Genomic DNA, 11715 nt, shown 5'->3' on the forward strand with positions numbered 1-11715 from the left:
CGGGCAAGGTGGCCGGTCGGTACGGCGCGGGCGTGAACCGCACAGGAACGGGACGCGGCCCAGATCAGAAGACGGGACACGGGGAGTGCCTTCAGGTGGCCACTGCGGAGCCGACACGCGCCGACGACGCCGGACCGGGCCCGGGAAGCGGTCCTCGAATACCGGCACCCGCGCCGGGCGGACCCGGGAGGACCTGGGCGTCCGCCGTAGCGGCGCTGCGTGAGCGGCTGCTGCGGCATCCCGTCCTCTCCGTCACCGCCCTCTCCGCGGTCCTGCACGTCGTCTGGTTCTTCACGTTCGCGAACAGCGGCGGCGATCTCGCGGCGCAGGACGCGTGGGCGGAGTTCGTCGGCCGGCACCCGGACTCGGCGTACAACCTCGCCTGGTACGGCGGTATGCACCCGGTGTCGTACAGCGTGGTGTCGCCGTATCTGATGTCCGTGCTCGGGGTGCGGACCACGATGATGATCGCGGGGACCGTCTCCGCCGGGCTGCTGACGATGGTGCTGCTGCGCGGCCGGGTGGTGCGCAACCCGCTGTGGGCGGCGCTGGCCGGGGTGTACGCACTGCTGTGCAACGCGGCGTCGGGGCGGGTGACGTTCGGGCTGGGCACGATGTTCGGGCTCGGCGCGGTCGCGGTCGTCTTCTGCTGGCCGTACCGGTGGCGGTACAAGCGGTGGGCGAAGGCGCTGTGCGCGGCCCCGCTGGCCGCGCTGGCGACGATGGCCTCGCCGGTGGCGGGCCTGTTCGTGGGCCTGGTCGCGGTCGCGCTGTTCCTCCAGAGGCGCCGGCCGGGCGCCTGGGCGCTGGGGCTCGCGCCGAGCGCGGTGGTGGCGCTGTCGGCGTGGCTGTTCCCGTTCTCGGGGACGCAGCCGATGTCGTTCGGGTCGGCGGTGCTGCCGATGGTCTACGCGGCGCTCGTCTGCCTGCTGGTGCCGCGGAACTGGACGACGGTGCGGATCACGTCGGCGGTGTACGGGCTGTCGGTGCTGCTGGTGTGGCTGATCAGCTCGCAGATCGGGTCGAACATCACGCGGCTGCCGATGCTGTTCGCGGGGGTGGCGCTGGCGGCGGCGCTGCCGTTCACCGTGCCGCGCACCCTCAAGTGGTACGCCGTCCTGGTCGCGTTCCTCGGGTTCACCGTGTGGATCGGCTGGAAGTCGGTCGACGACGTCGTGCACACCACCCCGCGCGCCTCCTGGGCGCGGGAGCTGGCCCCGCTGGTCAACGAGTTGCAGGAGGTCGGCGCCTACCGGGGCCGGGTGGAGGTCGTGCCGGCCGCCTCGCACCGGGAGGCGTCCGCGCTGGCCCCCTACGTGAACCTGGCGCGCGGCTGGAACCGGCAGGCCGACATGGAGCGCAACCCGCTCTTCTACGACGACACCCTGAACTCGGCCAACTACCACGAGTGGCTGAAGCGGTGGGCGGTGCACTTCGTGGTGCTGCCCAAGGACCAGCCGGACGGGGACGGCGGCGAGCGGGAGCGGGAGCTGGTGCAGCGCGGGCTGCCGTATCTGAAGCAGATCTGGGGCGACGCGAACTGGCAGCTGTTCGAGGTGGCGGACCCGGCGCCGCTGGCCGAGCCGGACGCCGAGGTGCTCCGCGCCGAGCAGGGCGAGTGGACGATCCGGGTGAGGAAGGCGGGCCGGGTCCTGGTCCGCATCCCGTACTCGCCGTGGCTGAGCATCGTCGACGCGGAGGGCAAGAGCCTGAAGGCGCCGCAGGAGACGGCGGCGTCGAAGAGCCGTCCGGACGGCGCGGAGAAGACGTACGACAACGTCAACGGCTGTCTGATGGAGACGGCGGAGGACGCCGACGGCGACAAGTGGACGGTGCTGCTCGCGCCGGAGGCGGGGACCTACCGGCTGGCTGCTCCGTACCAGTTCCCGCGGGGGACGCAGTGCCCGGAGGAGTGGCGCGAGGAGTAGCGGAACCGCCCCTCGCAGCCCCCTCTGCGCCGCCCTCGGAGCCCCCTCAGCGCCGTCCTGGGTGCTGCCTTCCGGGCCGCCTTCGGAGCTGCCCTCGGAGCCTCGGCTCCCGTTCACGTTTCTGAACGCCGACCAACACACCGAACTTTTTTACCCCCTCTTGACTTTCCAGTTGCTTGTCGTGTCCTAGTCACCGCACTCACGATGAGCGGGCCGTTCACAAGGCGGACCCTGGAAAGGGGGCACATGAACAGTCTCGACTGGGCCGTGCTCATCGGCTACTTCGCCGTGATGGTCGCCATCGGCGTCTGGTCGCACAAGCGCGTGGACAACGTCAGCGACTTCTTCACGGCCGGCGGCAAGATGCCCTGGTGGCTCTCCGGCATCTCCCATCACATGTCGGGTTACAGCGCGGTGATGTTCACCGGTTACGCCGGCATCGCCTACACCTACGGGGTCACGTCCTTCGTGACCTGGTCCTTCCCCATCGCACTCGGCATCGCCATCGGGTCGAAGCTGTTCGCGCCCCGGATCAACCGACTGCGCTCACGACTCCACGTGGCCTCCCCGCTGGAGTACCTGAAGAACCGGTACAACCTGCCCACCCAGCAGGCCCTGGCCTGGTCGGGCATGCTGCTGAAGATCGTGGACGTCGGCGCCAAGTGGGCGGCGATCGCCACCCTGCTGTCGGTCTTCACCGGGATCAGCCTCAACCAGGGCATCCTGATCACCGGTGTGATCACCGGCATCTACTGCACCATCGGCGGGCTCTGGGCCGACGCGCTGACCGAACTCGGGCAGTTCATCATCCAGTTGCTGGCGGGCGTCGCGATGTTCGTGGCGGTCGTGCTGAAACTCGGCGACCACGGCGGCTTCTTCGGCGTCTGGGACGAACCCGCGCTCCAGGGCCACGGCAAACCCCTCGTCGGCCCCTACGGGACGGTCTTCCTGCTGGCGTTCCTCTTCATCAAGCTGTTCGAGTACAACGGCGGCATGCTCAACCAGGCCCAGCGTTACATGGCCACCTCCAGCGCGCGGGAGGCCGAGCGGTCGGCGCGGCTGTCGGCGATCCTCTGGCTGGTCTGGCCGGTGGTGCTGTTCTTCCCGATGTGGATGTCGCCGCTGCTGGTGGACGCGCAGAAGCCGGACGGCTCCGACTCCTACGGCCTGATGACCGAGCAGCTCCTGCCGCACGGTCTGCTCGGCCTGGTCATCGTCGGCTTCTTCTCGCACACCATGGCCATGTGCTCCTCCGACGCCAACGCGATCGCCGCCGTCTTCACCCGGGACGTGGCGCCGGTGCTGTCGAAGCGGGCGCGGGCCTGGGGGCAGCGGTCGGGACTGGTGGCGGCGCGGGTGACGACCGTGGTCTTCCTCGCGCTGTCGATGGCGGTGGCCACCCAGGTCAACTCGCCGACGTTCAAGGACATCATCACCGTCGTGATCAAGTGGGTGGCGGGGCTGATGGGCCCGATCGCCATCCCGATGATGCTCGGTCTGCTGCGGCCGTTCCGCCGCTCGGGGCCGACGGCGGCGCTCACCAGCTGGGCGACCGGTCTGCTGGCCTTCTGGCTGGTCAACTACCCGATCAACTGGAGCGTCGACGGCGGCGTCCCGCTCCAGTACCAGGTCTCGATCCCGCTCGCCGTCTCCCTCGTCCTCTACATCGCCATCGGCTTCCTCAAGCCGGAGGACACCCCGGAGCGGCTCGCGATCATCGAGCGGGTCAACACGGACGGCGACGGACCCGGAACCGCCGGAGCGGCGGCGGCCGTTCCGGCGCCGGCGGACGGCACGGAGGGGACGGTCGGCCGCACTCCGGTCAAGGACTGAACCGGCCGTTCACCGCACGCGGCGCGGGCCCCGCTTCCCACCCATGGACGCGGGGCCCTCGCCGTACGTGTGCCGTGCTCAGCCGCGCAGCACGCGGCCCTGCTTGTCGGTGCGGTCGTTGCTCGTCAGGAAGAGGATCCCGTCGATCAGCGCCCAGATGCCGACGCCGCCGCAGGTGAGGAGCTGGGCGATGCCGACGCCGACGGAACCGACGTAGAAGCGCCCGATGCCGAGGCTGCCGAGGAAGATCTGCAGGATGCCTGCCACGATCTTGGACTTGTCCGAGTAGGGGCGGCCCTTGGGGTCGACGCCGTAGGGAGCCTCGGGGGTGGGGACGGTCATGAGTACTGCTCCTGAAGTTTCCACGAGACACCGGAACGGGGTGTTCCGGCGCCCAGGAGGCACGCCGGTGGACGAACATGTCGTCGCATCCGCAGCCGTGTGTCACGCATCACGTCCGAGCGCGCTTGCCAGCGGCGCCGGTCGTCCCCCCTGTGAGCCGTGAGCTTAGAGAGACGGCCGATACGGACGGGAGTGGCATCGAATGATCGTTCCCCATCCGTGACCAAAAAAGCACGTTTACTGGACGAGATTGCGTACGACGGCCCAGACGACGGCCGTTGCGAGGATCAGCGCCTGCGTCACCCGGCCGGGGTTCGGCCGCCAGCGCCGGCCGCGCAGCCCCTCCCAGGTCCAGCGGGTCAACAGGGCCAGGGCGACAGGCGAGACGAGCAGCAGGAGCCGGTTGTCGGCCCAGGCGGCGGCGAACTGACCGTGCATCAGGTCGTAGACCATGCGGGTGCCGCCGCAGGCCGGGCAGAGCAGGCCGGTGACGAGCCGGAACGGGCACCGCGGCAGGACGTGGCCCGGCTGGTGCGGGTCGGTGGTGTAGAGGTAGGCGGCACCGGCCGCCCCCGCCGCGAGGACGGCGAGGGGGGCCGCGGCCGGGTGCCACGACCGGGGCCGGTGCACCGCGCGGGGGCCGGTGCGGCCCGCCGCGTCAGCCACCGCGCAGCACCCGGCCGTCCGAGTCGGTGATGTTGTTGCTGGTCAGCATGATGATGCCGTCGATCAGCGACCAGATGCCCAGGCCGCCGCAGGTGAAGAGCTGGGCGAGGCCGATGCCGACGTTGCCGATGTAGAACCGGCCGACGCCGAGGGTGCCGAGCAGGAGCTGGAGCACACCGGCGACGATCTTCGACTTCTCGGAGTACGGGCGGCCGTACGGGTCGTACCCGTACGGGGCGCCGGGGTCGCCAGGGTAGCCCATGCCGGGGGGCGGGACGGCGCCCGGGTAGGGGCCGCCCTGCGGGTAGCCGTAACCCGGCTGCTGGTAGCCCTGCTGGTACCCGGGCTGCTGGTAACCGCCCTGGTAGGGACCGCCCTGCGGGCCGCCCGGCTGGCCCGGCTGCTGCTGGCCGGGCTGGTCGCCGCCCGGGTAGGCGCCCGGTCCCGGGTAGCCGTACCCGGGCTGGGGCGGCTGCTGAGGCGGCTGGGGCGGCTGCTGGGGCTGTTCGGACATGGTGCTCTCCCCCGGACGATCCGTGAGTGACGAAGACGACGAAAGACTGAAGACGAACGAAAGACTGAAGACGAACGACGGACTGATGATGATGCGATCGGTGTGATGACCGCAGGTCATCTTGCAGGAGGGGACGGCCTGCTGGAAAGCCGGTCAGGCGCGCGGATAGCGCGCCAGCCATCCCGGGGCCGACCCGGCGGGGCCGTGCAGGGCCGGACCCTGGGTCATCTCCATGGCGAAGTCGTCGGCGAGTTCGAGGATCGTGGGCCGTCCCTCCAGCTCGGTCACCCACGCCGGCGGCAGGGCCGTCTCCCCGTGCAGCGCGCCGAGCAGCCCGCCGGTCAGGGCGCCCGTCGCCGCCGACGCGCCGTCCTGGTTGACGGCGAGCCGCAGCCCCTGCCGTACGTCCTCGCCGACGAGCGCGCAGTACACGGCGGCGGCCACCAGGTCCTCCGCCGCGCCGTCACCGCTGAGTCCGGCGACCCGGGCCGGGGTCGGCAGGCCCTGGCGCACCGCGCCCAGCGCACGCCGCAACGCCTCCGACACGGGCTGGTGGCCGGGCCGGACGGCGAGCAGCGCGAGCGCCCGCTGCACGGCGCCGTCCAGGCTCTCGCCCCGGGTCAGTCCGTGGACGACCACGGCGTACGCGCCGGCCGCGAGGACGCCGGCGGGGTGGCCTTGGGTCTGCGCGGCGCACTCCACGGCGAGCTGGACGACGAGTTGGGGCTCCCAGCCGACGAGGAGTCCGAACGGCGCGGACCGGGCGGCGGCCTCCGGGCCGCGCTCCCCCGGGTTCTTGGGCGCGTCCGGTGTGCCCATGGTCGTGTCGCCGAAGCCGAGCAGCAGGGAGCGGGGCGGGTCGCGGCGGGCGTACAGCCATTCCTCGCGGGCCAGCCAGCCGTCGTCCTTGCGGCGTTCGTCGGGCCCCCAGTCGTGCTGGGTGGCGAGCCAGCGGCGGTACGCGCGGTGCAGGTCGGTGGGCGGGTGCCAGGCGCCGGTGTCGCGCCGGACCTGCGCGCGGATCAGCCCGTCCACGGAGAACAGGGTGAGCTGGGTGAGGTGGGTGACGGCACCGCGCCGGCCGTAGGCGGGGGCGAGGTCGCCGAGGCCGTCGGGGCCGTGCGCCTCCCGGATGCGGTCCAGTGCCATCCCGTCGACGGGGGCGCCCAGCGCGTCACCGAGGGCGCCCCCGAGCAGGGCGCCGCGTACCCGGCTGCGGAAGTCCTGCTGCTCGGCACGGCCCCAGACGGCACCGGTCGTCGCGCCCACTCAGGCCTCCCCGGTCATCGTCTGTCCGTACGCCGCCCAGCACTGTAATCGAACGGGGACGGTGGGTTCAGGGGGAATCGTGCAGAGGTGGTCACGAGGGGGCACCGGGCGTTCCGGCGCCGGTCCGCAGCGGCCGGGACGGTCGCCGGGCGGACCCGGGCACCCGGCGCGCCTCCGGTTCCGCCCGGACCGTCTTCGTCGGGGGCGTCGGGTCCACGCCCCAGCGGTCCGCGTACGCCGCCACGATGAGCCGTGCCCGGCCGCCCTCCTCCAGCGCCGGGTCCCGGCTGCTCGGGACGCGGTCGCCCGGGGCGTCGGTCACCTCGACCCGAAGGGTGCGGCCGGCACGCGGGCGCGGGGGCAAGCCGGAAGCCGCGGCCCGGTACGTGTCCGTGCCGGACGGCGTGGGACGCCGGCTCCGCCACGATCCGCGCCGCCGCCCGTGCGGGCACGTCCCAGTCGTCGAGCTGCCGCCCGGTGAGCATCCGCGCGCGCCGCGCGCCCCGCCGGGCCGAGGACAACGGCAGCGCGAAGTCCCGCCCGGCGTAAGTCCTTTCGGGGGCCACCAGGACAGCCACGCGGTGCGGACCGGTGCGCCGGCTGAACAGCGTCGAGGGCATCGGTTGCCGGCGGCGAGGGGGCGGGACAGCCCCGTCGACGGTGAGCGGGGAGAAGCGCGTGAGCGACGAGCAGCAGGGCATCACCGAGGACCAGTGGCGTCGGGCCTAGTTGATCTGGGACCACCACCGGACGGGGCGCGCGCCGCGTCCCCGTCGACGTGGCGGTCGGACCGGGCGGCCACGACCGGCCGAGGCGGTCCTGCCGGAGCCCGACGCCGCCGACACTGGGCAGGACATCACCCTGGCCCGCGAGGTTTTCGCCGCCGCCTCCGCGCACCCGGCGTCGGTGCTCCTGGTCCGCAAGCCGTACACGGAACGGCGTGCGTACGCGACCGCCCGGAAGCTGTGGCCCGGTGCCGGGTTCCTGGACATGCTCGTCGGGGGTCTCCAGCGGGTCATCGAGTACCCGAAGCTCGGGTTCGCCGTCGAGCGGGACGTGCCGGAGGACGTGCGGGCGGCTGCGAGTCCCTGGGCCGGGACGGCTTCACCGGACGCCTCGTCACGACGCCGGAACGACCGGTGCGGTTCATGAGCCGGAGGTGCGGGGCCGCGAGAAACGGGCTGCCCGGTTCGGCACCGGGGCGTGCGGCGGCCGGAGTTCCGACCGGTGGTCGGGCAACGGCTGTACAGGGTGGGGCGGGTGGGGAAAGGGTGGGGGCATGACCACCACCACTTCGTCACGCGCGCTGCCGCTCGCCGCGACCGTCCTCACCGGGACCGTCGCCCTCTACCTGGCGCTCGTCGCCTTCGGCAACATCACCGACTTCGGCACCAACCAGCAGTTCGTCCGGCATGTGCTCGCCATGGACACCACGTTCAAGGACGAGGACCTGATGTGGCGGGCGATCACCACCCGGTGGATACAGGACACCGCGTACGTGCTGATCATCGTCTGGGAGACGGCCGCCGCGCTCGTGCTCGGGTACGGCACCTGGCTGTGGGCGCGGCGCGATCACGCACGGGCGCGGAGATTCTCCGTGTACGGGCTGCTGATGGTGATGCTGCTCTTCGGGGCGGGGTTCATCGGCATCGGCGGCGAATGGTTCGCCATGTGGCAGTCCGGGGACTGGAACGGGCTGGACGCGGCGACCCGGATCTTCCTGATCAGCGGCGTCGTGCTGCTCGTCGACCACTTCGCGGGAAGCGAGGCCGGCGGGGTCACTTCACCACGGTGACCGTGGTGCCCTTGGTGCCGAAGTCCCACAGCGCGGTGCCGTCCGCCTTGTGCAGCCGCACGCCGCCGGTCTTGGTGCCGGCGGCGGGCGGCGGGGGCGAGGAGCCGTCGACGGCGTTGGAGAAGCCGACCGAGATGCCGTCCGCGAGGGCGAAGTAGACGATGTGCTCCACCTCGACCCCGTCCGAGCCGGTCGTCGCCTCGGTGCGGCTGCCGATCGTGTAGCTGCCGGGGTCGGGGCTGACCGTCCCCGGCCAGACGGTGAAGGTGCGCCGGGTGGCGTCGCTGGCGTCGACCAGCCACACCCGCTTCTGGGCGAGGGAGTAGACGATGCGCCGCCCGGTGCCGGAGCCGTCCGGCACGGCGGGCGGGGTCGTCGCCCTGGGAGAGGGCTTGGCGTCCGCCGAGGCCGAGGCGGTGGGCTCGGCCGCCGCCGCGGCGGTCGGGTGCGGCCCGCCCTCCGCCTGGACGGCCAGGCCGGTCACCACCACGACCGCGCCCGCGGTCAGACCGGTGACCCAGGCCCACGAGGGCAGTCGGGCAGGCACGGGCACGCATCTCCTCAGCTACAGGACTCCCCCGTCCGTCAGGGTCGCGCTCTCGGGGGTCGGATCATCGTACTGTGAGCCGCCTGTCCGGCGGACCCGGCACCGGCCCCCTCAGTCCAGTACGGGCAGCAGCTCCGGCAGGTGTCCGTCGGAGGCCGCCGCCGCCCGCCGCCGTTCCTCCGGGACCTCGCCGTAGAGCGTGGTGCGGGGGCGGGCCGGGCGGCCGGCCGCGTCGGCGACCGCGATCAGGTCCTTGACCGACTTGTACGAGCCGTAGGACGAGCCCGCCATCCGGGAGATCGTCTCCTCCATCAGCGTGCCGCCGAGGTCGTTCGCGCCGGAGCGGAGCATCTCGGCCGCGCCCTCGGTGCCCAGCTTGACCCAGCTCGTCTGGATGTTGGGGATGTGGGGGTGGAGGAGGAGCCGGGCCATGGCCGTGACCGCGCGGTTGTCGCGCAGGGAGGGGCCGGGGCGGGCGATGCCGGCCAGGTAGACGGGGGCGTTGGTGTGGATGAAGGGCAGGGTCACGAACTCGGTGAAGCCGCCGGTGCGCTGCTGGATGCCGGCCAGCGTGCGCAGGTGGCCGAGCCAGTGGCGGGGCTGGTCGACATGGCCGTACATCATCGTGGACGAGGAGCGGATGCCCAGCTCGTGGGCGGTCTCGATGACCTCGATCCAGGTGGCCGTCGGCAGCTTGCCCTTGGTGAGGATCCAGCGGACCTCGTCGTCGAGGATCTCGGCGGCGGTGCCGGGGACGGAGTCCAGGCCCGCCTCCTTCGCCGCGGTCAGCCACTCGCGGATCGACAGGCCGGTGCGGGTCGCGCCGTTGACGACCTCCATGGGCGAGAAGGCGTGGACGTGCATCCCGGGGACGCGTTCCTTGACCGCCCGCGCGATGTCGAAGTACGCCGTGCCGGGCAGGTCCGGGTGGATGCCGCCCTGCATGCAGACCTCGACCGCGCCGACCTCCCACGCCTGCTGGGCGCGGTCGGCGACCTGCTCCAGGGAGAGGGTGTAGGCGTCGGCGTCGGTGCGGCGCTGGGCGAAGGCGCAGAAGCGGCAGCCGGTGTAGCAGACGTTGGTGAAGTTGATGTTGCGGGTGACGATGTACGTCACGTCGTCGCCGACCGCGCTCCTGCGGACGTCGTCGGCGATCCGGCACAGGGCGTCCAGGGCGGGGCCGTCCGCGTGGAGCAGGGCGAGTGCCTCGGCGTCGGTGAGCCTCGTCGGGTCGTCGGCGGCCGTGGCGAGGGCGGCGCGCACGTCGGTGTCGATGCGCTCGGGGAGCATGCCGGGGGCGGCGGCCTCGCGCAGGGCGGCCCAGTCGCCGTAGACCTCGTCGAAGTCGTCGCGGCGGTCGGCGGTGCGGCCCTCGGTGTCGATGGTGTGGTGCAGATCGGTGCGGCCGGTGGCGGTGAAGACCTCGTCCGGCTCCTGCCAGGGGTGCCCCTCGACGGCCGCGTCCGGGCGGGCGAGGCCGGTGGCCGGGTCGGCGAGGGCGGCGACGTGCGGACGCAGCCGGGGATCGAGCCAGGGCTCGCCGCGCCGGACGAACTCCGGGTACACGCAGAGACGTTCCCGCAGCTCGAACCCGGCCGCCCGGGACCGCTCGGCCAGCTCCTCGATCTGCGGCCAGGGGCGCTCGGGGTTGACGTGGTCGATGGTGAGCGGGGAGACGCCGCCCCAGTCGTCGATGCCGGCGGCGATCAGCCGCTCGTACTCGTCGTCCACCAGGTTGGGCGGGGCCTGGATGTTGGCGGCCGGGCCCATGACGATCCGGGCGACGGCGACCGCGGCGACCAGGTCGTCGAGTGCGGCGTCGGGCATGCCGCGCATCGCGGTGTCCGGCTTGGCGCGGAAGTTCTGGATGATCAGTTCCTGGACGCCGTGGTAGGCGCGGGCCACCTTGCGCAGGGCGAAGAGGGACTCGGCGCGCTCCTCGTACGTCTCGCCGATGCCGAGCAGGATGCCCGAGGTGAAGGGGACGGAGGAGCGGCCGGCGTCCTCCAGGACGCGCAGCCGGACGGCGGGCTCCTTGTCCGGGGAGCCGTGGTGGGGGCCGCCGGGCTCGGACCACAGGCGGGTGGCGGTGGTCTCCAGCATCATGCCCATGCTGGGCGCGACGGGCTTGAGGCGCTGGAAGTCCGTCCAGGTGAGCACGCCCGGGTTGAGGTGCGGGAGGAGACCCGTCTCCTCCAGGATGCGGATCGAGATGGCGCGGACGTAGGCGATCGTGTCGTCGTACCCGTGCGCGTCGAGCCACTCGCGGGCCTCGGGCCAGCGGTCCTCGGGCTTGTCGCCGAGGGTGATGAGGGCTTCCTTGCAGCCGAGGGCGGCGCCCTTGCGGGCGATGTCCAGCACCTCGTCCGGGGACATGAACATGCCGTGGCCGTCGCGGCGCAGCTTGCCGGGGACGGTGACGAAGGTGCAGTAGTGGCACTTGTCCCGGCACAGGCGGGTGAGGGGGATGAAGACGCTCTTGGAGTACGTGATGACGCCGGGGCGGCCGGCCGTGGCCAGCCCCGCGTCCCGGACCCGGGCGGCGGTCGCCGTCAGGTCGGCCAGGTGCTCGCCGCGGGCCTGGAGCAGCACGGCGGCCTCGGAGACGTCGAGGCTGACGCCGTCGCGGGCACGTTTGAGGGCGCGACGCATGGAGTTGTCGGTGGGGCCGGTTCCGGGGGTCGCGGAAGTCGTCATCCTTCGAGCATACGAGTGGGGTGATCGGTGGCCCGGCGGGTGTCGCCCCGCCGGGCGCGGGTGCGTCGCCCGGCCCACCGGCCGTTCATCCGCCCGGCGCCTCCCTCCCCTTACGGGCGGGGCC

At 72.5% G+C, this 11715-nt stretch carries 11 protein-coding genes; 4 read left to right on the forward strand and 7 right to left on the reverse strand.

The genetic code is table 11. From position 1 onward, the window contains the following. Nucleotides 1-95: 95 nt before the first annotated feature. Nucleotides 96-1928 (forward strand): DUF8823 domain-containing protein, encoded by a 1833-nt coding sequence (locus tag Sdagh_RS06890; RefSeq protein WP_189414546.1) that lies wholly within the window; start codon nt 96-98, stop codon nt 1926-1928. A gap of 246 nt (nt 1929-2174) precedes the next feature. Further along, nucleotides 2175-3761 carry a sodium:solute symporter family protein gene (locus Sdagh_RS06895; RefSeq protein WP_189414545.1) on the forward strand — a complete coding sequence of 529 codons (1587 nt, stop codon included), beginning with the start codon at nt 2175-2177 and terminating at the stop codon, nt 3759-3761. A gap of 78 nt (nt 3762-3839) precedes the next feature. On the opposite strand, the gene Sdagh_RS06900 is transcribed toward Sdagh_RS06895, so the two are convergent. The 5 genes from Sdagh_RS06900 to Sdagh_RS36655 form a co-directional block, all read right to left on the reverse strand. Further along, the gene (locus tag Sdagh_RS06900; RefSeq protein WP_189414544.1) at nt 3840-4103 is read right to left on the reverse strand and encodes a TM2 domain-containing protein; all 264 of its coding nucleotides are present in this window, start codon (nt 4101-4103) and stop codon (nt 3840-3842) included. Nucleotides 4104-4340: 237 nt separating this feature from the next. Next, on the reverse strand, nt 4341-4769 hold the full coding sequence (locus tag Sdagh_RS06905; protein ID WP_190076622.1) for a DUF2752 domain-containing protein: 429 nt from the start codon (nt 4767-4769) through the stop codon (nt 4341-4343). Further along, the gene (locus Sdagh_RS06910) at nt 4762-5283 is read right to left on the reverse strand and encodes a TM2 domain-containing protein (protein ID WP_189414542.1); all 522 of its coding nucleotides are present in this window, start codon (nt 5281-5283) and stop codon (nt 4762-4764) included. The genes Sdagh_RS06905 and Sdagh_RS06910 overlap by 8 nt, the downstream gene beginning before the upstream one ends. A 153-nt stretch (nt 5284-5436) precedes the next feature. Beyond that, the gene (locus tag Sdagh_RS06915) at nt 5437-6552 is read right to left on the reverse strand and encodes an ADP-ribosylglycohydrolase family protein (RefSeq protein WP_189414541.1); all 1116 of its coding nucleotides are present in this window, start codon (nt 6550-6552) and stop codon (nt 5437-5439) included. Between the two features lie 91 nt (nt 6553-6643). Next, the gene (locus tag Sdagh_RS36655; protein WP_306886348.1) at nt 6644-6874 is read right to left on the reverse strand and encodes an ATP-binding protein; all 231 of its coding nucleotides are present in this window, start codon (nt 6872-6874) and stop codon (nt 6644-6646) included. A 584-nt stretch (nt 6875-7458) separates the two neighbouring features. On the opposite strand from Sdagh_RS36655, the gene Sdagh_RS36660 reads away from it, so the two are divergent. Then, nucleotides 7459-7704 carry a hypothetical protein gene (locus Sdagh_RS36660; protein WP_308288736.1) on the forward strand — a complete coding sequence of 82 codons (246 nt, stop codon included), beginning with the start codon at nt 7459-7461 and terminating at the stop codon, nt 7702-7704. Between the two features lie 127 nt (nt 7705-7831). Then, on the forward strand, nt 7832-8347 hold the full coding sequence (locus Sdagh_RS06930) for a DUF2165 domain-containing protein (protein ID WP_189414540.1): 516 nt from the start codon (nt 7832-7834) through the stop codon (nt 8345-8347). Here Sdagh_RS06930 and Sdagh_RS06935 read toward each other — a convergent pair. After that, nucleotides 8331-8900 (reverse strand): hypothetical protein, encoded by a 570-nt coding sequence (locus Sdagh_RS06935; protein ID WP_189414539.1) that lies wholly within the window; start codon nt 8898-8900, stop codon nt 8331-8333. The two genes, Sdagh_RS06930 and Sdagh_RS06935, sit on opposite strands and share 17 nt — an antisense overlap. Before the next feature lie 105 nt (nt 8901-9005). Further along, nucleotides 9006-11591, reverse strand: coding sequence for a bifunctional FO biosynthesis protein CofGH (locus Sdagh_RS06940; protein ID WP_189414538.1), 2586 nt, complete (start codon nt 11589-11591; stop codon nt 9006-9008). Between the last annotated feature and the right edge of the window lie 124 nt (nt 11592-11715).

Source organism: Streptomyces daghestanicus (assembly GCF_020521275.1).
Lineage (GTDB): Bacteria > Actinomycetota > Actinomycetes > Streptomycetales > Streptomycetaceae > Streptomyces > Streptomyces griseoviridis.

Bases quoted from the DNA above. Each gene is read 5' to 3' on its own strand.
- Sdagh_RS06900 (WP_189414544.1), bottom strand. From the start codon at position 4,103: ATGACCGTCCCCACCCCCGAGGCTCCCTACGGCGTCGACCCCAAGGGC.
- Sdagh_RS06930 (WP_189414540.1), top strand. From the start codon at position 7,832: ATGACCACCACCACTTCGTCACGCGCGCTGCCGCTCGCCGCGACCGTC.
- Sdagh_RS06940 (WP_189414538.1), bottom strand. From the start codon at position 11,591: ATGACGACTTCCGCGACCCCCGGAACCGGCCCCACCGACAACTCCATG.
- Sdagh_RS06910 (WP_189414542.1), bottom strand. From the start codon at position 5,283: ATGTCCGAACAGCCCCAGCAGCCGCCCCAGCCGCCTCAGCAGCCGCCC.
- Sdagh_RS06895 (WP_189414545.1), top strand. From the start codon at position 2,175: ATGAACAGTCTCGACTGGGCCGTGCTCATCGGCTACTTCGCCGTGATG.